Origin of the sequence: Plantactinospora mayteni, from assembly GCF_016862935.1 — a bacterium.
GTDB classification, from domain to species: Bacteria; Actinomycetota; Actinomycetes; order Mycobacteriales; family Micromonosporaceae; genus Plantactinospora; species Plantactinospora mayteni.
The window spans coordinates 15,055-39,355 of the sequence record NZ_BONX01000011.1; the positions used below are offsets into that span (position 1 = coordinate 15,055).

The following is a 24,301-nucleotide window of genomic DNA, read 5'->3' on the forward strand; positions in this document are numbered from 1 at the left end:
ACGGGACGGGCCCTGGTCACCCCCCAGATGACCAGGACCCGTCCCGATACCTGTCGACGGCGTCAGCCGGTCCGGTCAGCGCAGACCGTTGGAGACCGCCGTGATGAGTTCACCGTTGCTGGTGTCGCCGGAGAGCTCCCAGAAGAAGGCGCCGCCCAGCCCCTGACTCTTGGCGTACGACATCTTGCCGCCGATGGTGGTCGGGGTGTCGTAGCTCCACCAGTTGCTGCCACACTTCGCGTACGCCGTGCCGCCGACGGTGCCGGTGGCCGGGCAGGTGTTCTTGAGTACCTTGTAGTCCTCGATGCCGGCCTCGTAGGTGCCCGGTGCCGCCCCGGTGGCCGTACCGCCCGGGGTGGTCTGGGTGACCCCGGTCCAGCCCCGGCCGTAGAAGCCGATGCCGAGCAGCAGCTTGTTGGCCGGGATGCCCTTGCCCTTGAGCTTCTGGATCGCCGCGTCGGACCAGAAGCCCTGCTGCGGAATCCCGGCGTACGAGGTCAGCGGCGAGTGCGGGGCCGTGGGGCCCTGCGGGGCGAAGGCGCCGAAGTAGTCGTACGTCATCGGCATCAGCCAGTTGAGGTTGTTGATCGCACCGGCGTAGTCGGCCGCGTCGATCTTGCCGCCGTTGCTGCCGTCCGCGGTGATCGCGGCGGTGACCAGGTTCGACGAGCCGAACCGGCTGCGCAGCGCGGAGATCACGTTCTTGAACGCGTTCGGGCCGCTGGCGTCGCAGGTCAGACCGCAGGCGTTCGGGTACTCCCAGTCGATGTCGATGCCGTCGAAGACGTCCGCCCACCGCGGGTCCTCGACCAGGTTGTAGCAGGACTCGGCGAACGCGGCCGGGTTCTGTGCGGCCTGGGTGAAGCCGCCGGACCAGGTCCAGCCGCCGAACGACCAGATCACCTTGAGGTTCGGGTACATCCGCTTGAGCTTGCGGAGCTGGTTGAAGCTGCCGCGCAGCGCGCCCGCGTCCCAGGTGTCGGCGACCCCGTCCACGCTCTCCGCCGCCGAGTACGCCCGGTCGTAGTCGGCGTAGCTGTCGCCGATGGTGCACCGGCCGCCGGTGGTGTTGCCGAAGGCGTAGAGGATGTGGGTCAGCTTGGCGGCCGAGCCGCTGGTGTGGATGTTCTTGACGTGGTAGGCCCGCTGGTAGACGCCCCACTGGGCGAAGTAGCCGACCACCTTCTGCGCGCCCGGGTTCGGCGGCGGGGTGGTGGTCGGCGGCGGAGTGGTCGGGGTGGGGGTCGGGCTCACGGTCGGCCGGGGGGTGGTGGGGGTCGGGCTGGGAGTGCCGCCACCGCCGCAGGCGCCACCGTTGACGGTGCAGTTCGTCGGGGCCCGGTAGCCGCCGGTGCCGATGTAGCCCCAGACCGCCGAGGCGCCCGGGGCCAGCGCGCCGGCCCAGCTCTTCTGCACCGCCACGACCCGGTTGCCGCTGCGGGTGACGTCGGCGTCCCAGAAACTGCTGATGGTCGTCCCGGCCGGCAGGTCGAACTCGACCCGCCAGTTGGCGACCGGCGCGTCGGTGCCGTTGGTGACGGTGACCCTGACCTCGTGGCCGGAGCCCCAGTCGGAGCTGGCGGTGAAGCTGGTGGTCAGGCTGCCGGCGCCGAGGGCCGCGGTGATCGGGACCACGGCGACGGCCACCGCGGCCGCGACGCCGGCCCACAGCGCCCGGCGGATGGATCTCCTCATGGTGGCGTCTCCCTTTATTGATAGGAAACTTTCCAGATAGTGAGGCGACGCTACTCAGCAGTTCACCGCTTCGTCAAGATGTCCATGTTTCGATTTACCGCGCGGCGCCCGAGCGAGGCCGGCAGAGGATCGCGCGGCGCCCGAGCGAGGCCGGCAGAGGATCGCGCGGCGACCGAGCGACGCCGGCAGAGGATCGCGCGGCGACCGAGCGACGCCGACCGAGGACCGCACGCCGACCGAGCGGCGCCGGCCGAGGACCGCGCGGCAGCCGCCACCGAACCGAGGGGGCGGCCGAGGGGGTCGGCGGAGAGGCGGCCACGGTGGGCGAGTGGCCGGGAAGTCGATCCTGACGACGCCGGCGCCCGGTAGCCTCTGGGCCATGACCGAGCGGAAAGTGAATGTCAGTCGGGCCCGACTGCGGCGACGCGGCGACGACCGGCGCGGAGGCAACCGGTGACCGTATTCGACGTCCAGATCGGAGCGCTGACCGGCGACGGTTTCGCCGACCTGGCGCAGTTCCGGGGCAACGCCATGCTGGTGGTCAACCTCGCCTCCAAGTGCGGGCTGACCCCGCAGTACGCCGGGCTCCAGACCCTGCACCAGACCTACGCGGACCGCGGGCTGACCGTGCTCGGCGTACCCAGCAACCAGTTCGCCGAGCAGGAGCCGGGCACTCCGGCCGAGATCGCCGAGTTCGCCCGCTCCACCTTCGGGGCGACCTTCCCGATGACCGAGAAGATCGACGTGAACGGCCCCGGCCGGCACCCGCTCTATGCCGCGCTGGTCGACACGGCGGACCCCGACGGACACTCCGGCGACATCCGGTGGAACTTCGAGAAGTTCCTGGTCGGCCCGGACGGCATTGCGGTCGCCCGGTTCGCGCCGCAGGTCGAGCCGGAGTCGCCGGAGATCACCGCCGCCATCGAGCGGGTACTGCCGAAGTAGTCCCGGACGAGGCGGCCGGCGTCGGGCGTCAGAGCCAGCCGGGGCGTCGCCATCAGAGCCGGTCAGGGTCCGCGGCAACGCGCGCCGTCAGAGCCAGCCGCGTTCGTGGGCCTGCCAGCCGAGTTGGAGCCGGGAGCGGGAGTTGGTGCGCTCCATCAGCACCTGCACCCGGCGTACGACGGTGCGGCGGCTGATCCCGAGCCGGGCGCCGGCCGCCTCGTCGGTCAGCCCCGCCACCAGCAGCGACAGCAGGTGGCGGTCCTCGGCGGAGATGCCGACCGCCGTCGACACCTGCTCCAGCCCGGCCGCCGACAGCGGGGTCGCCTGGGTCCACAGCGTCTCGAAGAGCGCCACCAGGGCGTCCAGCAGGCCGCACGGGTGCACCAGCAACGCCGCGTTGTGCGCCGACGCGGTCCAGGCCAGCGGCAGCAGCGCCAGGGTGCGGTCCGCGACCGCGAGCTTGGTGGGGAGCCCGACGGCGAGCCGGGCCGCCTCACCCGCGCGGATGTGCGCGGCCACGCTGGCCGCGAACTCGGGGTCGTCCAGGGCGCTGCTGTCGTACACCGCCCGGTAGGCCACCCCGGCGGCCTCCCGGTCGAACTGGGTGGTGTTCAGCGAGATCGGGGTGGCGTACGGGGGTGCCACCAGCACCCGCATCTCCTGCCGCGCGCTGCGCTGCACCCGCTCGAAGGCTCGGCCGACCGCCGCCCGCCCCGAGACGATCTCGATCAGCTCCTCGGTACGCCGGTTGCTCGCCCGCCCCTGTGCCTCGGCGGCGAGCCGGTGCGCCGCCTCCCGGGTGAGTTCCAGTTCGGCGTACCGGCGCCGGATCAGTTGCTCGACGGCGAGGTCGGGCGGCACCGGTACGACCCGTTCGGCCGGTGGCGGGGTGCGGTGCACGAAGCCCTCGCGTTCGAGTACCCCGACCACCCGGCGTGCCCGCGCCTCCGAGAGCCCGAGCCGGTCCGCGAGGTCGACCAGCCGCGCGCCGCCCTGCCGGATCAGCGCCAGGTACGCCGACTCCTCCACCGTGCTCAGTCCGGCGAACTTCAGCACGGAGGAACCTCCTGGCGCATCTAGGTCATGGCGCAGTTGCGCTCACTCCGGATCCTTTACCGGCATAGTGACGAAGTGTGACGCTGCCCGATGATCTAGCAGCACGTCAAGGGAGCTTTCGTGGTCAGACCACCACGTACGGTCATCGCGTTCGCGGTCACCGTCGCCATCCTGGCCGCCGGGGCGCCGCCGGCCGCCGCCGCGCCACACGGTGGCGCAGTCGCGCCAGCGGTCCCCTCCGGACCGGCGGCGGTGCACACCGTCACCCTGGTCACCGGAGACGTCGTCCGGCTCAGCACCTTCGCGGACGGTCGGCAGGTGGCCGAGGTGGACGACCGGGGCACGCCCAAGGGTCTCGGCTTCCAGCTCTCCGAACACGACGGAGACCTGCACGTCACGCCCTACGAGGCGCTGCCGCTGGTCGCCGCCGGGCGGGTCGACCCGGCCCTGTTCAATATCACCGACCTGGTCGCCGAGGGCTACTCGGACGCGGCCCGGCCCAACCTGCCACTGCTGCTCACCGGTGCCCCCGCCGCACCGGGGCTGCGGGCCGCCGCACCGGCGACCCCGACCGGCGCCACCCGGCACCGTGAACTGCCCAGCATCGGGGCGATCGCGGTCGGCGCCGAGAAGTCCCGGGCCGCCGACTTCTGGGCCGCCGTCACCGGCGACGCCACTCGGGACGGCAACCGGGCCACAACCGGCCCCACCACAGCCGGGGCCGGCACCCTGGCGAGCGGCTTCGGCAAGCTGTGGCTGGACCGGCGGGTCCGGGCCGACCTGGCCGAGAGCGTGCCGCAGATCGGTGCACCGCAGGCGTGGCGGGCCGGGTACGACGGCCGGGGCGTGAAGGTCGCCGTCCTGGACAGCGGCTACGACCCGAGCCACCCCGACCTCGCCGGCCGGGTCAGCGCGGCGGCCAGCTTCACCGGTACCCCCGACACCACCGACCGGGTCGGACACGGCACCCACGTCGCCGCCACCATCGCCGGCGCCGGCAGCACCGGTCGCAGCGACGAGCGGCGTCCCGACGGCAAGAGTTCGGGAGGCAACGGTTCCGGCAGCACGGGGCCGGGCGGCAAGGGAGTCGCGCCCGGCGCCCGGCTGCTGATCGGCAAGGTGCTCGACGACCAGGGTTTCGGAGACCTCTCCTGGGTGATCGCCGGCATGGAGTGGGCGGTGCGCCAGGGCGCCCGGGTGGTCAACCTGAGCCTCGGCGGCCAGGCCGCCGAGGGACCGGACCCGGTCACCGAGGCGCTCGACGCGCTCTCCGCCAGCTCCGGCGCGCTCTTCGTAGTCAGCGCCGGCAACGCCGGCCCCGGTCGGCAGACGGTCGCCACGCCGGGTACGGCGGACCGGGCGCTGACCGTCGGCGCGGTCGACGACCGGGACCGGATCGCCGACTTCTCCAGCCGGGGTCCGCGGCTCGGCGACGGCGCGGTCAAGCCGGAGATCACCGCCCCCGGGGTCGGCATCGTCGCGGCCCGCGCCGCCGGGACCACCCTCGGCGAGGTGGTCGACGCCGGCCACACCTCGATGTCCGGCACCTCGATGGCCGCCCCGCACGTCGCCGGCGCGGCGGCACTACTCGCCCAGCGGCACCCGGACTGGCGGGCCGACCAACTCAAGGCGGCCCTGGTCAGCAGCGCCGTGCCGAGCCGGGACACCCCGGCCTGGGCCCAGGGCGGCGGTCGGGTCGACGTCGCCGATGCCCTGGACCAGCCGGTCACCGTCGACACCGCGACGCTCGCCCTGGGCAAGATCCCGGCCGGTACGCCGGCCCGGAGCGCCACCGTCGGTTTCACGAACCCCGGTCGCCGGCCGGTGACCCTCACCCTCTCCGCCGAGGCCCGCGACGTCGGTGCCGACCAGCGGCGGGCGGTCGTCGGCGTCTCGCCGACCCGGCTGACCGTACCGGCCGGCGGGCGGGCCAGCGCGGTCGTCCGGCTCGACCCGACCGGCACCGCCCCCAACCTGTACGCCGGAGCGCTGACCGTCCGGGGCGGCGGCGCGGAGCTGCGTACCCCGATCGGGTTCCACGTCGTGCCGCCGACCCGGACGCTGACGATCGAGGCGGTGGACCGTCAGGGTCGGCCGCTGGCCGACTTCTACAGCCGGTCCCAACTGTTCAACCTGGACACCGGCGAGAAGCACTGGGCGCACTTCGGCGGCGGGCAGCCCCCCACCGTCGAGCTGCCGGCCGGCCGTTACGCCCTGGCGACCTGGGTGTTCGGCATGGCCCCGTCGGGCTACCCCGAGGACGCCACGCTGCTCGCCGAGCCGGAGCTGACCGTCGAGGCGGACCGGACGCTGCGGCAGGACGCCCGGACCGGTCGGGAGATCCGGGTCGACACCCCGGACCGGACCACGGCCGTGCAGGCCGCCCTGGTCTGGCAGCGGGCCACGCCGGCCGCCGCGCTGCTCTCCGGCGAGTCGCTCAACCTCGACACCATCCGCCGGATGTACGTCGCGCCGACCCGACCGGTGTCGACCGGTACCTTCCAGTTCTTCAGCCGGTGGGACCTGGCCGCGCCGACCCTCACCGCCGAGGTGACCGGCCCGGGCGGCTTCCCGGTGCCGGGCCTACGGGAGGTCGCCGACACACCGCTGCTGGACGGCCGGAGCAGCGCCCGGCTCGTCGACGGCGGCGACGGTACGCCCGCCGAACTGGCCAGGGCCGGAGCCCGGGACGCGCTGGTGCTGATCCGGCTCGACCAGGGCGGCGAGGAGGCTCCCGGCGTCGCGCAGTTGCGTGCGGCGGGCGCGGCCGGCGCGCGGGCGGTCTTCCTGGCCGGCCCGACGCCGGGCTACCACGACGCCTTCGGGTTCGGCTCGCCGGTGCCGGCGTACCGGCTGGACGCGGGCGTGGCGCAGCGGCTCCGGGAGCGGCTGACGGCCGGGCCGGCGACGCTCGCACTGGACGCCGTCGCCCGGTCGCCGTACCGCTACGACCTGCTGCTGCCGGAGCGGGGCCGGGTGCCGGCGGACCTGCACTACACCGCCGACGAACTCGCGCTGGCCACTGTGGAGTCCGAGTTCCACCAGCACGCGCCGGCGATGCTGGCCCGGGAGACCAGGGCCGGCTATCCGGACGGGGTGTCGACCGGGTTCGGCTTCAGCCGCGCCATCACCGCCGCGCACCGGCGTACCGACCACGTCAGCACCCGGGGCGTCGCCTGGCGGAGCACCGGAATCCTGGAGGCGTTCCAGGTCGGCAACCCGCAGGGGCAGATGTGGGGCCCGCTGCGGGCGTACCGGGCCGGCGAGCGGGTCCGGGAGGTGTGGTTCCCGGCCCTGACCCGGCCCGCCGTGCCGGGGACGGTGAGCGCGGACCACGCGTACGGGCTGCCGGTGAACCGGGCGTACGACGCGATCCGGGTCGCCGTCCCGCAGTACGCCGACGGTGCCGCCACCGCGTACGGCTGGGTCGACGGCCGCTCCGACCGCAGCGAGCTGACGCTGAGCCGGGACGGCAGGGTACTCGGCCGGAGCGGCGCGTCGTCCACCCAGTTCACCGTGCCGGGCGACACCGGGCGCTATCAGCTCCGCCTCGACGTGACCCGGGACTGGTACGCCGAGCGTCCCTGGTGGACCACCTCGACCGCCACGTCGACGACCTGGACGTTCCGGTCCGGTCGACCGCGCGGCGACCAGCCGGTGGTGCTGCCGCTGCCGCAGCTCGGCTACGACGTCGAGACCGACCTGACCAACACGGTCCGGGCCGACCGGCCGTACCCGCTGGTGCTGCGCCCCGGCTACCAGCCCGGGGCGACCGGCCCTGGCCGGTTCACGGTACGGGTCGCGGTCTCCTACGACGACGGCGCGCACTGGCGGGACGCGAGCACCCGGGGCGACCGGGAGGTGCGGGCGACCCTTCCGGCCGCTCCCGCCGGGGCGGAGTTCGCCACCCTCCGGGTGACCGCCGTGGACCGGGACGGCAACGGCGTCGAGCAGACCATCACCCGAGCCTGGCGGGTGACCGGTTGAGCTGAGGCGCACGCCTGCGACACTGGACGGATGCGGGCGGCGGTCGGCCGGGAGTGCCGGGTTCTGGTGCGCAGCCCTGTGCTGCGCTGCCGCCCGGTGCTGCCGGCCGCCGCCGCCGTACTGCCCGGCCGGCAGCTCAGCCCTCCGGGTCGCCGCCGCGCTGCCCGGCCGGCAGCTCAGCCCTCCGGGGGAAGTGACCCGGCCCGACCGGCCCAGGCGGCGGCCTCGGCGTTGCGTAACGATTGAGTCACTGCGTGTGGCGCGCTTGCTCCCCCGCCGGGTGCTCGGGACCCTGTCCCCGGCGCCTCCGGTCCCGCCGGACGTTCCACTCCCGAGCAGTCCCGGGTGGACGGACCGTGGGTGCGACATGCCGGGCCGCCGGGTCGATAGCCTGCCGGCCACATCCCAGGAGGCGAGATGGAGCACCTCGAACGACCTGTCCGGACCGGGCGGCGGATCGCCGCGGCAGCCGCCGCCCTCGGTCTCGGACTCGGCCTGTCCGGCCTGTCCGCCGCGCTCGCCAGTCCGGCCGGCGCCACGGCCGCGATCGGATACGTCCGGCTGGCCCACCTGTCGCCGGACACCCCGGCCGTCGACGTCTACCTCGGCCCGGCCGGCGACTCGACCGAACCGCAGGTGTTCAAGGCGGTCGGCTACGGCGTGCTGTCGCCGTACCTGCCGCTGCCGACCGGCCCGTACGCCGTCGCGATGCGCCGGGCCGGGGCGCCGGCCAGCGATCCACCGGTACTCACCACCAGCGTGTCGGTGAAGTCCGGCGAGGCGTACACGGTCGCCGGGGTCGGCCGGTACGCCGAGCTGGGCCTCAAGGTGCTCGACGACGACCTGAGCGCACCCGCCGAGGGCCGGGCCAAGGTACGGGTGGTGCAGGCGTCCGTACGGGCACCCGTGATCGACGTCGCGGTCGCCGACGGGCCGAGCATCGCCGACGCCGTACCCTTCGCCACCACCACGCCGTACCACCAGGTCCCGCCGGGGCGGTCGACGCTGCGGCTGTCGGCGACCGGGGCGAGGGCGACGACGACCGACGTGTCGCTGCGGGGCGGGACGGTCTACTCGCTGTTGGTGCTCGACGCCAAGGCGGGCGGGTTGACCACCGAGCTGCGGGTCGACGCGCGGGGCGGGGTGGTGGTGCCGAACGGTGGGGTGGACACCGGAGCCGGTGGCACGGCCGGGCCGGCCGATTCCGGGTACCCGCTCGGGCTGGCCTCGGTCGGCGCGCTCGGCGCGGTCGTCGTCGCGGCGGCCGGCCGGTCCGCGCTCCGGCGCCGCCGACTCGCGGCTGGTGTGGACCCGCAGCAAGGGCCGGATCGAGCTGCGTGACCACCGCCTTCTTCCGGGTCCTCTTCTGCTCGCGGGGCCGGGCCGGGCCGGGCGGCCGGCCTGGTCGGCCCGGCCCCGCGACAGCCCCGGGCGTCAACCTGGTGCTCTGCGCGGTGCTCGGGGCGAGCCTCGGTGTCGCGCTGACCGGCGACGCGGTGCCGGCACCGCTGCCGGTCGCGCTGCCGGGGCCGGCCGCGCCGCCGATGTCCGCCGGGCCGCCGGACTGCCCGGACGGCTGCCGGGCCACCCCGGCGGGCGCCACCGACCAGGCACCCACGGGCGCACCGACCCGGGTACGCATCCCGCGGATCCGGGTCGACTCGGCCCTGACCCGGCTGCGGCTGGACCGGTCCGGCCGGCTCGGCACTCCCGGCGACTTCGCCGAGGTCGGTTGGTACGCCGCCGGCACCGCCCCCGGGGACGTCGGGCCGGCGGTACTGGCCGGGCACGTCGACTCGACCACCGGACCGGCGGTCTTCGCCCGGCTCTCCGAACTGCGCCCGGGCGACCGGGTCGAGGTGCGGCGCGGCGACCGGTGGATCCCGTTCCGGGTGACCGGGAGCAGCCGGCACGCCAAGGACGAGTTCCCGACCGACGCCGTCTACGGCCCCACCCCCGGCCCGGAGCTGCGGCTGATCACCTGTGGCGGCGCCTTCGACCGGCCCAGCCGGCACTACCGGGACAACCTGGTGGTCTTCGCCGTCGCCGAAGCACCGGTGGTGCTCCCGGAGTCGGCCGCCGGCTGAGGCCGGATCGGGGTCGGCCGCCGACGCAGCCCCGCTCGGGGTCGGAGCCGGCCATGACCCGGTCGGGGTCGGAGCCGGCCAAGACCCGGTCGGGGTCGGAGCCGGCCAAGACCCGGTCGGGGTCAGAGCCGGCTCAGGCTCGGGGTCAGACGGGGCGTCGGCCCGAGAAGCCGCACTCCACCCGGTGGTACCACCTCAGGTCGCTGTCCCCCTCCAGCCAGCACCAGAGCACCGGCCGGCCGGCCCGCTCGCCGGGGAAGTCGAGCAGCACCGGGGCGAAGCCCTTGACCTGGATGTCGTGCCCGCTCAGCTCCTCCAGGATGCCGAAGACCCGCGCCTCCAGGCCCTTGACCTCGGCCAGCCCGCCGAGCGGGCTCGCTCCCCGGTCGGTCAGGTCGGCCCGCAGCTCGGCCAGGTCGGCGCGGAGCACGATCAGCTCGTCGATCCGTGGGCGCAGCGTCGCGATCAGGTGACGTGCCTGGGCAAGGGTGAACACGGACAAATTATGGGGCACCGGGGCCCGGATCGGGCCGGACGTACGGCTCAGTCGTTCTGTGCCGCGATCTCCCGCGCCCGGTCCCGGGCCGCCTCCAGCGCCGCCAGCAACGCCGCGCGTACGCCGTGGTTCTCCAGTTCGCGGATCGCCGAGATGGTGGTACCGGCCGGCGAGGTGACCGCCTCACGCAGCTTCACCGGGTGCTCGCCGGAGTCCCGCAGCATCACCGCCGAGCCGATCGCGGTCTGCACGATCAACTCGTGCGCCACCTGGCGGGGCAGCCCGAGCAGGATGCCGGCGTCGACCATCGCCTCGACCAGCAGATAGAAGTAGGCCGGGCCGGAGCCGGAGAGCGCGGTCACCGCGTCCTGCTGGGACTCCGGCACCCGGATCGTCGCGCCGAGCGGCCGGAACATCTCCTCGGCGAGTGCCAGGTGCGTGGCGGTGGCGTGCACCCCGGCGGAGATCGCCGTCATCGCCTCGTCGACCAGGGCCGGTGTGTTGGTCATCACCCGGACCACCGGGGTGCCCTCGGGCAGCCGCCGGGCGAAGAAGTTCGTCGGCAGCCCCGCGCAGAGCGAGACCACCAGCTTGTCGGCCGGTACCTTCGGGCCGATCTCGTCGAACAGCGCGTCGGCGTCCTGTGGCTTGACCGAGACCGCGAGCACGTCCGCCTCGGCGACCGCCGCCAGGTTCTCCACCACCCGTACGCCGTACCGGGTGGCGATCTCCTCGGCGCGGCTCTGCCGCCGGGTGGTGGCCAGCAGCCGGTCCACCGGCCAGCCCGCCCGGAGCAGCCCGGAGAGCATCAGTTCACCGATCTTGCCGGTGCCGATCACGGCAACGGTGTGCGCTCCCGGCGCCATCGCTCCTCCTCAGGTGCAGGCCGTCAAGCCGTCGCAGCCAGGTGGCCACTCGGGTCGGGGGTGGCCCGCCGGGTCCGGCTCCGAGCGGTCAGACTCGATATCGTTGCCGGACGCGGCGGGCCAACCCGCCGCCGCGAGTCGTCAGCTACCGAAGAAGACCTCGGCCTCGGTGTAGCGCTCCAGCGGCACGGTCTTCAGCTCACGGGTCGCCTCGGCCAGCGGGACCCGGACGATGTCGGTGCCCTGCATGGCGACCATCTTGCCCCAGTCGCCCTCGTTGACGGCGTCGATCGCCTGTAGGCCGAGCCGGGTGGCGAGCACCCGGTCGAACGCGGTCGGGGTGCCGCCGCGCTGGATGTGCCCGAGTACGACCGTCCGGGCCTCCTTGCCGGTCTTCGCCTCCAACTGCTCGGCGAGCCACTGCCCGATGCCGCCGAGCCGGACGTGCCCGAAGGCGTCCAGTTCCTGGTTGTGCAGCACCATCTGGCCGTCGAGCGGCTGTGCGCCCTCCGCGACCACCACGATCGGGGCGTACTGCTTCTGGAAGCGCTTCTCGACGTAGGTCGCGACCTGGTCGACGTCGAACTGCCGCTCGGGCAGGAGGATCACGTTCGCCCCACCGGCCAGGCCGGCGTGCAGGGCGATCCAGCCGGCGTGCCGACCCATCACCTCGACGACCAGGGTGCGGTGGTGGCTCTCGGCGGTGGTGTGCAGCCGGTCGATCGCCTCCATCGCGATGTTCACCGCGGTGTCGAACCCGAAGGTGTAGTCGGTCGAACCCAGGTCGTTGTCGATCGTCTTCGGTACGCCGACCACCTGGACGCCGAGTTCGTGCAGCTTGGTGGCGACGCCGAGGGTGTCCTCGCCGCCGATCGCCACCAGCGCGTCCACGCCCTGCTGCGCCAGGTTGTTCTTGATCTGCTCGACCCCGCCCTCGATCTTGAAGGGGTTGGTCCGGGAGGAGCCGAGGATGGTGCCACCGCGCGGCAGGATGCCCCGCACCTCCGCGATGCCGAGCGGCTTGGTCAGCCCCTCCAGCGGGCCGCGCCAGCCGTCACGGAACCCGACAAATTCGTGGTCGTAGGTGGCGACGCCCTTGCGCACCACCGCTCGGATCACCGCGTTCAGACCCGGGCAGTCACCACCACCGGTGAGCACGCCGATACGCATGATCTGCTTCTCCTCCAGGAGCTTCGATTGAGCCCGTCAAGCCCCAGGGTGAAAGTCGGGTGAGACCGTCGGCGTCGTTGCCGGCCCGGGGCGGGCCGTCATTGCGCACTGTAGTCGCCCGCCCCGAGCCCGACCACCGCGCCCTGGCCGCCGACGGATGATCATGAGGCGGGTTCAGGACTGCGCCGGCCGGGCGTGCATCGCCTGCCAGCGGGCGAGGTTGTGCCGGGCGTCGACCAGCGCGTCGTGCCGGTCGGAGGCGGCGTCCGGCAGCGGCGGGCTGCCCCGGTCCTCCCAGCGCTGACGCAGCTCCTTGGTGAACCGGGGAATCTCCCGGGGCAGCGCCGGCATCGCTCCCCAGAGCTGGGCGAGCACCACGTGGTCGTACGCCGCGTACCAGGCCCAGAGTTCCAGCTTCTCCCCCGGCCGGTCCCGGACCGGCTCCATCAGGAACTCGTAGAGATCGTCCCGGATCCGCTCCCGGGAGCGCCACGCCCCGTCGCCCGGGGACGGCAGCTTGTCCAGCACGTGCCGGCGTACCCACGGCACGGCGCGGGAGTCGTCGAACTCGGTGGAGACCGCGTAGAACTCGCGACCGTACTCGTCGACGACACCGATTGACACGAGGTCGACGAGCCGGCCGTCCTCGATGAACTCACAGTCGTAGAAATAGCGGTAGACCATCGCCGCCATCCTTGCCCATCCGTCCCGCCGTACGGGAATCGGGGGTGGAATTTCCACCATTCGGCGCCGGCCTGCCCGGTCGGGGTACGCGGCGGGGGCGGTCGGCGTGGTGATCCTGAAGTGTCGGCGGATCACCACGCCCTTCCCTGCCGGTCCGGCCGGCGCCCCCACGCCGGTCGCACCCGGGTCCACCGCGGCCGGCCAGCGGGACGTGGCTCGCCCTCCGGCCGGTCGCGGCTTCCCGCGCCCCCACGCATCCGCCACGCCCCCGTACGGTCCCCACCCGGTAGCGGATCTGACGTCAGAATGCTCCCTGGTCAGCGGCAGAACTGTCACAGAAGTGATTTGAGGGGTGTACAGCAAGCGACACGACCGTCATGATCTGATGTGTACCGCTACCGGACCCTACCGGTATCAGTTTCACCTTGCTTCCTCGGTCGGTTGCGGGTCGGCCGAGAGCAGAACTGGGATATTTACCGGGGAGGGGTTGAGCCGTGGAGGTTCGCCTGCCTGAGCCGGGCGACGCCCTCACCGGCGTCGACATGTTCGCCGGCCTTGAGCCAGAGGTGCGCCAGCGGGTGATCGCCGCGGCGGTGCCGCGCACCTACCGCAAGGGGCAACTGCTGTTCGTCGAGAACGATCCCGGCGAGTCCCTGATCGTCCTGCGCCGGGGAGCGGTCGCGGTGTTCCGCACCGCGCCGACCGGCGAGCGCGCGGTACTCAACGTCATCCGCCCGCCGGACGTACTCGGCGAGGTGTCCCTGCTGGACGCCTCCACCCGGTCGGCGTCCGCCGAGGCCATCGAGGACTGCACCGCCCTGGCGCTGTCCCGGGGCGCGTTCATGGAGCTGGTGCACTCCAACCCGCGCATCCTCGACGCGGTGATGCGGTCGCTGGGCGGGCTGATCCGCCGGCTGACCGAGCAGAACGCCGACCACGTCTTCCTCGACCTGCCGGGTCGGGTCGCCAAGACGCTGGTCCGGCTGGCCGGCGAGAGCCAGGCTCCGATGATCACAATCGAACTCAACCAGAGCCAGCTCGCCGAGATGGCCGGCGGTTCGCGGCAGAGCGTCAACCAGGCCATCGGGTCGTTCGCCAGCCGGGGCTGGCTGCGTACCGAGGGGCGGCGGATCGTGGTGACCGACGTCGCGGCGCTGCGCCGCCGCGCCGGCATGGCCGAGCGCTGACCCCCGTCGTCCCGACTCGCGGCACCGGCGCAACGTCCGGGTGGGACCGTCGACAGTGTCCGGTCGGCCCGGTCGCCGAGGTGACGGTCGTTGACGGTGCCGCAGGCCCGCGGTCCGTCGACGCGGCAGAGCCCGTCGACGCAGCAGATGGTGCCGCCCGAGCCCGACAGTAGTCCGGTCGCACAGGGCTGCGCGGTGTTCCGGGGCCGGACGTGACGGCGGGCGTTCCGGAAACCCGCCATGGTCTCCGGAACGCCCGGTCGGGCGCTGGGCGCCGGGACGATCAGGTCGCCCCGGGCCAGTTGGTCGTGTCCCGACCGCCGCCGGTCGCCCCCGGCCAGTCGGGATTCTCCCCGCCGACGATCCCGGCGGCCTGGAGCTTCGCCAGGGTGGCGGCGTCCACGTCGATCATGTCCCCCGAGGAGTGGCCGACGCCGTCGCCGTCGGTCCATTCCTTTTCCAGTCGGACGTACACCATTGCCCATCTCCCTGATACTCGTCGATCGCTAGGCGCCAATGACTGTATCTTGGATCACTATGGGTGGGACTGTCCGCTAGCTAACAGCCTGGTTCCCGACACCGGGCCGGACGCTGATACTCGGCGGTGGCGAAACCCCCACCCGCGCGGGCCGGCGGCTCGCCGGAGCCTCCGGCCGGCAGCCACGGCCGGGCAGCACCACCCCGGTGGACAGCACGTCCCTTCGACTCGGTAGGAGGACGGCATCTCCGCTACCTGCACCAGATGCGGCCGGATCGCCGCCGCTGGCGACCGCTTCTGCGGCGGCTGCGGCACCGAGCTGACCCCGGCCTGTCCGCACTGCGACCAGCCACTGGCCGCGGATGCCGCGTTCTGTACGGCCTGCGGCAAGCCCCGGCCCACCCCGCCCGGTCGACCGGCCACGATGTCCCAGGAGGACCGGCGGCGGGTCAGCGTACTCTTCGTGGACCTCATCGACTTCACCCCGTACGTCGAGCGGGCCGACCCGGAGCTGGTCCGGGGCATGCAGACCGCCTTCTTCGCGGCGGCCCGCCGGGTCATCGGCCAGTACGGCGGGGTGGTGGAGAAGTACATCGGCGACGCCGTGATGGCGTTGTTCGGGGCGCCGGTGGCGACCGAGACCGACCCGCTGCGCTGTGTGCGGGCGGGTCTGGAGTTGCAGCGGGTGCTGACCCGGTTCACCCCGACCGGCGCCGACCACCTGCGGTTCCGGGTGGGGGTGGCCACCGGTGAGGCGCTGGTGGACGTGGCTGCCGCCCGGGACGGCGGTCAGGCCATCGTGGCCGGCGACGTGGTGAACACGGCGTCCCGGATGCAGTCGGTGGCACCACCCGGCGGGGTACTGGTCTGCGGCACCACGTACGCGCTGACCCGGGACGCGATCCGCTACTCGGAGCAGGCGCCGGTGACGTTGCGCGGCCGTTCCTCGCCGACCGAGGTGTGGCTGGCGCTGGCCCCGGTGGACCGGCAGCCGCCGGACCGCGAGCCGGACACCACCCCGCTGATCGACCGGGAACACGAGCTGGGGCTGCTGGTCAACGCGCTGCACCGGTCCATCCGGGACCGGCTGCCGCAGATGGTGACGGTGCTCGGGCACGCCGGGATCGGCAAGAGCCGGCTGGTCCGGGAACTGTTCCGGCACACCGAGCGGCTCACCGACGAGCCGCTGACCTGGCGGGTCGGCCGCTGCCCGCCGTTCGGCGAGAACGTCACGTTCGCCGCGCTGGCCGACATCGTCAAGGCCGAGGCCGGGATCCTGGACACCGATCCGGCGCCGACCGCCACCCGGCGGCTGGAGTCGGCGCTGGTCGAGCTGGTCGGGCCGGGGCCGGCGGACCGGCTGATGGACGCGCTCCGCCCGGTGGTCGGGCTGCCCGGGCCGACGCTGCCGGCCGAGGAGTCCGAGTCGGCGTGGCGGCGGTTCCTGGTCGCGCTCGCCGCCCGCCAGCCGACCGTACTCGTCTTCGAGGACCTGCACTGGGCCGACGAGGCGATGCTGAACTTCGTCGAGCTGCTCGGGGCGTACGCGCAGAACGTGCCGCTGCTGCTGCTCTGCACCGCCCGCCCCGAGTTGCTCAACCGGGAACCGAGCTGGGCCGGCACCATCACCGGCTCGATGAGCGTCACCCTGCCGCCGTTGCGGGACACCGGCATCGCCTCGCTCTACGGGCACATCTTCGGCCAGGCGGCCTTCTCCACCGACACGCTCAGCCCGCTGGTCGAGGTCGCCGACGGCAACCCGCTCTACGCCCACGAGTACGTCCGGATGCTCGTCGAGCAGGGCGCGCTGCGCCAGTCCGGCCGGGGCTGGTCGCTGGAGAAGCAGCACAACCTGGCGATGCCGGAGAGTGTGCACTCGGTGATCGCCAACCGGGTGGACCTGCTCGACGGCCCGGACCGAATGGTGCTGCTGGCCGCCTCGGTGGTCGGCGTGCAGTTCTGGCCGGGAGCGGTCGCGGCGGCGCTCGGCCAGCCGGTCGAGTCGGTGGAGCGGGCGCTGCGCCGGCTGGAGCAGCGGGACTTCGTGCACGAGCAGGCGACGTCGGCGATGGCCGGCCAGCCGGAGTTCCGGTTCCGGCACGTGTTGGTCCGGGACGTCTGCTACCAGCGGCTGCCCCGGACCGAGCGGGTCGCCCGGCACGACCGCACGGCCGACTGGCTGGACGGGATGTCCCGGGGCCGGGACACCGACCTGGCCGAGGTACTGGCCCACCACCGCTGGGCGGCGCACGAGATCGCGCACACCCTCGGGGTGGACACCGAGCGGTACGCTCCGCCGGCCCGGGAGGCACTGCACCGGGCGGCCCGCCGGGCGTACGCGCTGCACGTGCTGGACGCGGCGGCCAACCACGCTGGGCGGGCGCTGGGGCTGGCCGACGACAGTGATCCGGTCGGCCGGCTGCACCTGGAGCTGCTGCTCACCGAGATCTCCTACTTCCGCGACGGCACCGCCTTCCTGGCCGGTGGCGGTACCGACCAACTGCACGCCCTCGCCGACCGGCTCTTCGCGTACGACGAACCCGCTGGCGCGGCCCGGGCCTGGACGCTGCTCGGCAAGGCCGCCTGGCTGCGGGCCGACCGGGCCGAGGCACTGTCCTGTCTGGACCATGCGGTGGAGCTGTTCGACGCGCTGCCGGACACCGCCCAGAAGGCGGACGCCTACGCCGAGCTGGGCCGGCTGCACATGCTCAACTACGAGCGCGACCCGGCGGTGGCCGCAGCCGGCGCGGCGGCCGACATCGCCGAACGACTCGGCCTGGTCGAGCCGCAGACCGATGCCCGGATCACCGTGGCGACCGCCCGCTACCAGTCCGGCGACCGGGCCGGGCTGGACGAGCTGCACACCATCCTGCGGTTCTGCCAGGACCACCAGCTCGTGGTGCTGCCCCGGGTGGTACGCAACCTCGCGCACGCGATGCGGGAGGAGGGCGACTGGATCCGGGCGGACGAACTGGTGGCGTCCTGCCCGGCGCTGGCCCAGGCCGAGGCGCTGTCGACCGGCGGCTCGGCGGAGGCGCTGCGCGCGTACTGCGAGGGTGACGTCGGGCGGCTGCTGACCGTCGCCGACGGTTTCGTGGACACTCCGGCCGGGCGCTGGGACATGCAGGTGCGCGGGATGCGGGCGTACCTGCGGGTGCTGCGCGACGAGCCGGTGCCGGGCGGGTCGCCGGGGCCGGTGACGCGGGTCGGCGAGGTGGCGCCGGTCGGCCGCCCCGGGATCGCCGGCCCGGACGACGTGACGGACGCGCTGGAGACCGCCCGACGCAGCGGCTTCCACCGGCTGCACTGGAACATGCTCGGCCTGGGCGCGCTCTGCCGGGCCCTACAGGGGCGTACCGGGGAGGCGGCGGAGCTGCTCGACGAGCTGGCCGAGTCGTGGGCGACCGTGCCGGCCCTGGCCAGCGGGGAGTGGATCCCGGCCGCCTCGTACGCCGCCGCGCTAACCGACCGGGACTCGGCGGTACGCGTCCGGGAGATGCTGGACGCGGTCACCCACTCCACGCTCTGGGTGGAGGCGGCGGTGCGTACCGTGACGGCCGCGCTGGCCGGCGCGGACGGCGACCATGCCCGGGCCGGCCAGCTCTACGTCGCGGCGGCGGAGAGCTACGCCCGGATCCCGGACGTCACCGACCGGATGTTCGGGCTGGCGCTCGCCGCCGGTGAACTGGCGCTGGCCGGTGACGACTCCGCCGCCGAGGTGGCGCTGGCCGAGGTACGCGCGTTCGCGCTACGCAACCGGGTGCCCGGCCTGCTCCGGCTCGGCCACGCCCCACCGGCGGCCGGTGCCCCGATGCTCGCCTCCTGAACCGCCGGCCGGGCGGGGGTCCGACCGGCCGGCAGTGCTCAGGCGGCCAGCGAGTCGGTGGGCGACTCGGCGGTCAGCTTGCCGGCTGCCGCCTTGAGCTGCTGGTTCTTGATCTTCTGGGCATAGATGTCGACGTACTCCCGGCCGGAGAGTTCCATCAGCTCGTACATGATCTCGTCGGTGATCGCCCGCTCGACGAACCGGTCGCCGGACATCCCGGCGTACCGGGAGAAGTCCAGCGGTTGGCCGAACCTGATCTTCACCCGCTTGATCTTCGGCAGCAGCTTTCCGGGCGGCTGGATCTCGTCGGCGTTCAGCATCACCACCGGGACGACCCGGGCGCCGCTGTCCAGCGCGAGCCGGGCCACCCCGGTCTTGCCGCGATAGAGCCGGCCGTCCGGCGAGCGGGTGCCCTCCGGGTAGATCCCGGCCAGGTTGCCGGCCCGCAGCACCGCGAGCTGGGTGTCCAGCGCGGCCTGCGCGGCCCGCCCGCCGGACCGGTCCACCGGGATGGTGCCGGTACCCACGAAGAACTTCTTCACCAGCCAGCCCTTCAGCCCCTTGCCGGTGAAGTATTCGGCCTTCGCCACGAAGGTCACTTTTCGCTTGACCATCAGCGGCATGAAGATCGAATCGGAGAACGACAGGTGGTTGCTGGCGATGATCGCCGGACCGGTGCCGGGTACGTTCTCCCTCCCCTCGACCTGTGGCCAAAAGATCAACTTCAGCCAGGGCCCGAGGATGACGTACTTCATCAGCCCGTACAGCACCGGTGTCCTTCCCGAGAGTCCCGCGCGTCCCCACGTCGGCCGCGGCCGGGCCCGACACGCGGGTACGCGTCGAACCGCCGTCGATGGCCGCGGGCGGGAACTGTCGGCAAGAAGCCTACGAAGCGGGTACGCCGCGCCACAACGCACTCCCGCAACCAGCACCCGCCGTGTCACGATTCATTGCGCGGCAGTGGCGCAGCCGGCGGTCGGCAACACGGCCGGGCGCCACAGGCCGGTAGGGAGGGTGTCGGGGTGTCAGCGGGTGGGGCCCGTCGGGGACGGCGGGACAACGGGCTGGAGGCGACGGAGTACGCCGTCGCCGGCGACGTGGACCCGCGGCTCGGCGAGCACCTGCTCGACGTGCTGGCGGCGGGCGGAATCGCCGCCTACCTGCAACCCTCCGCCGACCTCAACCCGGTGACCCGGACCACCACCGTGCCACCCCGGCCGGTGGACCGGCTCTATGTCGACCGCAGTTTCCTGGCCACCGCCCGGGACTACCTGACCCAGCTCGCCGACGAGGACCCGCCGGGTCAGCCCCCCGCACCCCGCCCCGACCCCGATCCGGACCCGGACGTGGAGGCCGAGTGGGCCCGGATCGTCGCCGGCTACCACACCGAGGTCGCGGCGGACTCCCGATCCTGGCCCGCCGCCGAGGACGTCGCGGTCGGCGAGTCGACGGACCGGCCCGCCGGGACGGCGACCACCCGCCCGGGACCGGAGCTGCCCGGGCCGGCCGATCCGGGCGTACGCCGGCTGCCCTCGGCCACCGACATCTCCGGGATCTCGGTCGGCGGCCGGGCCGACGACGGGTCGCTGCTCGACGGGCTGGACACCTTCGGCGCGGACCTGCCGGACGACCCGGAGGAACGCTACGTCCCGCCGCCACCGCCGCCACTGCCCCGGTTCTCGAAATACGCCGTGGTCGGGACACTGGCCATCGTCGCCGGCTTCGCGCTCTTCCTCTTCCCGCACCTGCTCCCGATCGACCGGAGCCTGGTCACCATGCTCGGCTTCGCCGGCATCCTCACCGGTTTCGTGACGCTGATCCTGCGGCTGCGGCCCGGCAACGAGGAGGACGACGACCCCGACGACGGGGCGGTGGTCTGAGCCCTGCCGTCCAGATCGCGAGATTCATCACCGCGTGGAGGCAAGGCGTAACACTCGCGTAATTTCACGTCAGTAGGAATACTGCTGTAAGTTACCTTCCCCTCACGACTACCCCGATCGCTCCTATTCGCGGTGGTCGCCTCGCCCGGAACGAGGTGCCCGATTGCGACAGAGTTCCCTCGTGGTGGTGGCCAACCGGCTGCCCGTCGACGACAGCGTGGCGCCGGACGGCGCCTGTGAATGGCGCCGCAGCCCCGGTGGGCTGGTCAGCGCCCTGCACCCCCTGCTCCAACAACACACCCCGGCAACCTGGGTGGGCTGGGCCGGCGGCACCGGTCCCGCCCCCATGCTCGCCGACGTCGACGGCGTACGCATGCACACCGTGCCGCTCGCCGGCGACGACGTACGCGACCACTACGAGGGCTTCGCGAACGCGACGCTCTGGCCGCTCTACCACGATGCGGTGGAGCAGCCGGTCTACCATCGCCGCTGGTGGGAGGCGTACCAGCGAATCAACCAGCGGTTCGCCGAGGCCGCCGCCGAGGCCGCCGAGCCGGGCGCCGTGGTCTGGGTGCAGGACTACCACCTGCAACTCGTGCCCGGCCTGCTCCGGGCGATCCGCCCCGACCTGCGGATCGGCTTCTTCATGCACGTGCCGTTCCCGCCGCCGGAGCTGTTCATGCAGCTCCCCCGCCGCGCCGAACTGCTGCTCGGGATGCTCGGCGCCGACCTGGTCGGCTTCCAGCGCCCGCAGGCGGCGCACAACTTCGCCCAACTCGCGACCAAGGTACTCGGGCTGGCCGCCACCGATCGGCGGATCGCGGTGGACGACCGGGTGGTGCGGATCGGCGCGTTCCCGGTCTCCATCGACATGGCCGAGATGGAGGCGCTGGCCACCCGCCCGGACGTGGTCACCCGGGCCGCCCGGATCCGGCGGGACCTCGGCGACCCCCAGCACATGCTGCTCAGCGTCGACCGGATGGACTACACCAAGGGCATCGAGCAGCGGCTCAAGGCATACAGCGAACTGCTCGCCACCGGGCACGTCAAGGTACGGGACACGGTGATGGTGCAGGTCGCGGTGCCGAGCCGGGAGCGGGTCGAGCAGTACCAGATCCTCCGCGAGCGGGTCGAGCGGGAGGTCGGCCGGATCAACGGCGAGTTCGGCCGGGTCGGCGAGCCGGCGATCCACTACCTCACCCAGCCGTTCGACCGGGCGGAACTCGCCGCGCTCTACCGGGCCACCGACATCATGGCGGTGACCCCGCTGCGGGACGGGATGAACCTGGTCGCCAAGGAATACATCGCGGCCCGGGTCGACAACGCCGGGGCGTTGCTGCTCAGCGAGTTCGCCGGTGCCGCAGCGGAGTTCCCGGAGGCGTTCCTGGTCAACCCGCACGACCTGGAGGGGCTCAAGCTGACCCTGATGCACGCGCTCCAGGCCATCCCGGCCGACCTGACCGCCCGGATGACCGCGATGCGCGAGCAGCTCCGGGTGAACGACATCCAGGCGTGGGCCCGGTCCTACCTGACCGCGCTCGACCAGAGCGGCAACCTGGTGCACCGGCTCACCATCACCTGAGACGGATCCTCCCCCGGGCCACCCGCGCCCGGGGGAGCCGTCCTATCCGGCCAGGTCCTTGTCGAGCCAGTCGAGGATCGCGTCGACCGGCTCCCGCCACCGGGCGTCCAGCATCATGTCGTGCCCCATGCCGGGAAAGAGCAGCGGGGCGACGCCGTACCGGCCGGCGGCCCGGGTCAGCGCCGACGGCGGCACCACCCGGTCGTCCGGGCTGCCGACCACCAGCATCGGCGGGTCGCCCACCGCCGGCTCGACCGGCCGCTGCCGGAGCAACTGCCACTGCGCCCTGGCGGAGGCCCGGCCGAGTCGGGCGGCGTATTCCCGGGCCGCCGCGTCCGGCAGCTCCCGGCTGAACAACTGGCGGTGGTGCAGCCGCAGCCGCCCGCCGAAGACCGCCGGGAGCGTACCGGCGGGGTTGCGGCCCAGCGCGGTGCCGAGGGTGCCCCAGCCGCCGAAGACCGGCGCGACCAGCACGCCGGCCCGGGCCGGATAGCGGGCCAGCGCGTGTGCCACCACGAGCGCGCCGGCACCGTGCCCGACCAGCACCGCCCGCCGGTCCAGGCCCGTCGCCACCTGGACCACGTCGTGCGCGTACGCCCGCAGCGTCGCCTTCGGCGCCGGGCCGCTGCCGCCGTGCCCGCGCAGGCTGACCGCGTGCGCCGGAAACGCCCGCGACGCGGCGTGTTCGAGCCAGTGCTCGGCGAACGCCCACGCCCCGTGCCCGAAGCCGGGTACGAAGAGCAGCGGCGGCTTTCCCTCCGGCGCCTCCGGCGTGGCGGCGCGTACCTCCCGGAACACCGCCGGCACCGGACGGGTCCAGTCCCGCACCCGTACGACCCGGGTCTTCACGCCGCCACCTCCAGCTCGTCCAGGGTGCGCTGCAACACGCGCAGATAGTCGATGTGCCCGATCTCGAACCAGTGCCGGGTGCTCTCCTTCACCTTCGCGGAGTGCCACCGGTCGCCGGCCTCGGCGTCGACCCGGGCGGCGAAGGAGCGGGCCCGTTCCGGCGCCGCCTCGCGCAGCCGGAGCCAGCGGGCGATCACCACGGACTGCCAGTGCACCAGCGGCAGCAGGCCGGAATCCGGCTGGAGCAGGCCGGCCACGGCCAGCGTCGGGTGCCGCCGGGGGAACGCGTTGAGATAGAGGGCCGGTCGGCCCGAGGCGTCGGTGCCGAGCAGCTCCGGCGCCAGGAACTCGAAGCGCGGCAGGTAGCCGGTGGCGAAGACCACCAGGTCCGGCTCGATCTCCTGCCCGTCGACCAGGGTCACACTGTTGCGGCGGAACCGGCCGACGTCCGGCACCGGGGTGATCGACCCGTGCCCGAGCTGGTAGACGAGGTGGCTGTTGACGATCGGATGGGTCTCGAAGACCCGGTGGTCGGGGCGGGGCAGCCCGAACCGGGTCAGATCGCCCACGGTCAGCTTCAGCACCCGGTGGAACAACCACTGCCGCAGCCGCAGCGGCAGGCGGTATGGGGCGAGGGAGTCGGTGACCTGGTCGGCCGGGCGGCCGAAGGTGTACTTCGGGGCGTACCAGTAGCCGCGCCGGGTGGAGTGCCAGCACTTCGCCGCCTGCTGGCCGGCCTCGACCGCGATGTCGCAGCCGGTGTTGCCGGCCCCGACCACCAGCACCCGCTTGCCGCGTACCTGGGTGGCGTCCTTGTACGCCGAGGCGTGGATCACCTTGCCCCGGAACTCGTCCAACCCCTCGTACGCCGGCATCTTCGGCGCCCAGTTGTGCCCGTTGGCCACCACCACGGCCGAGTAGCGGGAGGTGCGCTCGGCGCCGTAGCCGCCGGTGCTGCGGGTGGTGACGTCCCAGCGGTCCCCGTCGGCCGGCTCGACCCGGACGACCTCGGTGCCGAACCAGATGTGCGGCCGCAGGTCGAAGTGGTCGGCGTAGTGCTCCAGATAGGACAGTAACTGGCTGTGGTGCGGATAGTCCGGCCAGCTGTCCGGCATCGGGAAGTCGGGGTATTCGGTCAGCGGGCGGGACGAGATGAGGTGGGTGCTGGCGTAGACCGGGCTGCGGTCGTGCCGCCAGTTCCAGGCCCCGCCGACCCCGGTCTCCCGTTCGTAGCAGTCGACGCCGAAGCCGTACTCCTTCAGGTTTTTGATCGCGGTGAGGCCGCTGGCCCCGGCGCCGATCACGCAGACGGTCCCGGCCCGGTCGTAGACCGGGCGTCCGTCCCGCCAGAGGGTCGCGCCCGGCTCGTTGCTCTCCTGGTCGCTGAAGGTGGCCACCCAGAATCTCCTCTGCTCCGGCACGAGTGCCGACGTGCGGGGGAATCCTCTCGGCTCGTGTCGGCTTTTGTCCAGCCCGCCGCGCGACACGTCGGGTCGAGCCGGCATCGGAGAAT

The 24,301-nt window shown here is 73.3% G+C and carries 19 protein-coding genes; 9 read left to right on the top strand and 10 right to left on the bottom strand.

All coding sequences use genetic code 11. The annotated features are described in order from the left end of the window. Positions 1 to 75 precede the first annotated feature (75 nt). A complete protein-coding gene (locus Pma05_RS10415) occupies positions 76 to 1,695 on the bottom strand; it encodes a glycosyl hydrolase family 18 protein (protein ID WP_203857141.1) in 1,620 nt (539 codons plus the stop codon). A 453-nt stretch (positions 1,696 to 2,148) separates the two neighbouring features. Here Pma05_RS10415 and Pma05_RS10420 point away from each other — a divergent pair, with 453 nt between their 5' ends. Next, positions 2,149 to 2,640, top strand: coding sequence for a glutathione peroxidase (locus Pma05_RS10420; RefSeq protein ID WP_203857142.1), 492 nt, complete (start codon positions 2,149 to 2,151; stop codon positions 2,638 to 2,640). An 87-nt stretch (positions 2,641 to 2,727) separates the two neighbouring features. Here Pma05_RS10420 and Pma05_RS10425 read toward each other — a convergent pair whose 3' ends face one another. Next, positions 2,728 to 3,696 carry a TrmB family transcriptional regulator gene (locus Pma05_RS10425; RefSeq protein WP_203857143.1) on the bottom strand — a complete coding sequence of 323 codons (969 nt, stop codon included), beginning with the start codon at positions 3,694 to 3,696 and terminating at the stop codon, positions 2,728 to 2,730. Positions 3,697 to 3,816: 120 nt separating this feature from the next. Here Pma05_RS10425 and Pma05_RS10430 point away from each other — a divergent pair, with 120 nt between their 5' ends. From Pma05_RS10430 to Pma05_RS10445, 4 genes are all read left to right on the top strand, one after another. After that, positions 3,817 to 7,683, top strand: a complete 3,867-nt coding sequence (locus Pma05_RS10430) for a S8 family serine peptidase (RefSeq protein ID WP_203857144.1) — start codon at positions 3,817 to 3,819, stop codon at positions 7,681 to 7,683. A gap of 30 nt (positions 7,684 to 7,713) precedes the next feature. Beyond that, complete coding sequence (locus Pma05_RS10435; RefSeq protein WP_203857145.1) at positions 7,714 to 7,929, top strand: hypothetical protein; 216 nt, start codon at positions 7,714 to 7,716, stop codon at positions 7,927 to 7,929. Positions 7,930 to 8,100: 171 nt separating this feature from the next. Beyond that, the gene (locus tag Pma05_RS10440) at positions 8,101 to 9,024 is read left to right on the top strand and encodes a DUF4397 domain-containing protein (RefSeq protein WP_203857146.1); all 924 of its coding nucleotides are present in this window, start codon (positions 8,101 to 8,103) and stop codon (positions 9,022 to 9,024) included. Beyond that, positions 9,021 to 9,770: a class F sortase gene (locus Pma05_RS10445; RefSeq protein ID WP_239312135.1), complete on the top strand. Its 750-nt coding sequence runs from the start codon at positions 9,021 to 9,023 to the stop codon at positions 9,768 to 9,770. Before Pma05_RS10440 ends, Pma05_RS10445 begins: the two co-directional genes overlap by 4 nt. Before the next feature lie 145 nt (positions 9,771 to 9,915). Here Pma05_RS10445 and Pma05_RS10450 read toward each other — a convergent pair whose 3' ends face one another. The 4 genes from Pma05_RS10450 to Pma05_RS10465 form a co-directional block, all read right to left on the bottom strand. Then, positions 9,916 to 10,266 (bottom strand): DUF2203 domain-containing protein, encoded by a 351-nt coding sequence (locus Pma05_RS10450; protein ID WP_203857147.1) that lies wholly within the window; start codon positions 10,264 to 10,266, stop codon positions 9,916 to 9,918. 47 nt (positions 10,267 to 10,313) lie between these two features. Continuing rightward, the gene (gene proC, locus Pma05_RS10455) at positions 10,314 to 11,132 is read right to left on the bottom strand and encodes a pyrroline-5-carboxylate reductase (RefSeq protein WP_203857148.1); all 819 of its coding nucleotides are present in this window, start codon (positions 11,130 to 11,132) and stop codon (positions 10,314 to 10,316) included. Positions 11,133 to 11,273: 141 nt separating this feature from the next. After that, positions 11,274 to 12,302, bottom strand: a complete 1,029-nt coding sequence (locus Pma05_RS10460; RefSeq protein WP_203857149.1) for a 6-phosphofructokinase — start codon at positions 12,300 to 12,302, stop codon at positions 11,274 to 11,276. A 174-nt stretch (positions 12,303 to 12,476) separates the two neighbouring features. After that, entirely contained in the window at positions 12,477 to 12,986 is a 510-nt protein-coding gene (locus Pma05_RS10465; protein WP_203857150.1) for a polyadenylate-specific 3'-exoribonuclease AS, read from the bottom strand. A 494-nt stretch (positions 12,987 to 13,480) separates the two neighbouring features. On the opposite strand from Pma05_RS10465, the gene Pma05_RS10470 reads away from it, so the two are divergent. Then, positions 13,481 to 14,173, top strand: a complete 693-nt coding sequence (locus Pma05_RS10470) for a Crp/Fnr family transcriptional regulator (protein WP_101367233.1) — start codon at positions 13,481 to 13,483, stop codon at positions 14,171 to 14,173. Between the two features lie 283 nt (positions 14,174 to 14,456). Here the strand turns inward: Pma05_RS10470 and Pma05_RS10475 are convergent, their stop codons facing one another. Then, on the bottom strand, positions 14,457 to 14,651 hold the full coding sequence (locus Pma05_RS10475; protein WP_203857151.1) for a hypothetical protein: 195 nt from the start codon (positions 14,649 to 14,651) through the stop codon (positions 14,457 to 14,459). Positions 14,652 to 14,895: 244 nt separating this feature from the next. Between Pma05_RS10475 and Pma05_RS10480 the strand changes: the two genes are divergently transcribed. Next, a complete protein-coding gene (locus Pma05_RS10480) occupies positions 14,896 to 18,477 on the top strand; it encodes an AAA family ATPase (RefSeq protein ID WP_203857256.1) in 3,582 nt (1,193 codons plus the stop codon). 38 nt (positions 18,478 to 18,515) lie between these two features. Here the strand turns inward: Pma05_RS10480 and Pma05_RS10485 are convergent, their stop codons facing one another. Then, the gene (locus Pma05_RS10485) at positions 18,516 to 19,247 is read right to left on the bottom strand and encodes a lysophospholipid acyltransferase family protein (RefSeq protein ID WP_203857152.1); all 732 of its coding nucleotides are present in this window, start codon (positions 19,245 to 19,247) and stop codon (positions 18,516 to 18,518) included. A 252-nt stretch (positions 19,248 to 19,499) separates the two neighbouring features. Here Pma05_RS10485 and Pma05_RS10490 point away from each other — a divergent pair, with 252 nt between their 5' ends. Together Pma05_RS10490 and Pma05_RS10495 are read left to right on the top strand one after the other, a co-directional pair. Next, positions 19,500 to 20,357, top strand: coding sequence for a DUF308 domain-containing protein (locus Pma05_RS10490; protein ID WP_203857153.1), 858 nt, complete (start codon positions 19,500 to 19,502; stop codon positions 20,355 to 20,357). A gap of 163 nt (positions 20,358 to 20,520) precedes the next feature. Further along, on the top strand, positions 20,521 to 21,939 hold the full coding sequence (locus tag Pma05_RS10495; protein ID WP_203857154.1) for an alpha,alpha-trehalose-phosphate synthase (UDP-forming): 1,419 nt from the start codon (positions 20,521 to 20,523) through the stop codon (positions 21,937 to 21,939). A 42-nt stretch (positions 21,940 to 21,981) separates the two neighbouring features. On the opposite strand, the gene Pma05_RS10500 is transcribed toward Pma05_RS10495, so the two are convergent. Together Pma05_RS10500 and Pma05_RS10505 are read right to left on the bottom strand one after the other, a co-directional pair. Further along, a complete protein-coding gene (locus Pma05_RS10500) occupies positions 21,982 to 22,788 on the bottom strand; it encodes an alpha/beta hydrolase (RefSeq protein WP_203857155.1) in 807 nt (268 codons plus the stop codon). After that, positions 22,785 to 24,185 (bottom strand): flavin-containing monooxygenase, encoded by a 1,401-nt coding sequence (locus tag Pma05_RS10505; protein ID WP_239312137.1) that lies wholly within the window; start codon positions 24,183 to 24,185, stop codon positions 22,785 to 22,787. Before Pma05_RS10505 ends, Pma05_RS10500 begins: the two co-directional genes overlap by 4 nt. Positions 24,186 to 24,301 lie beyond the last annotated feature (116 nt).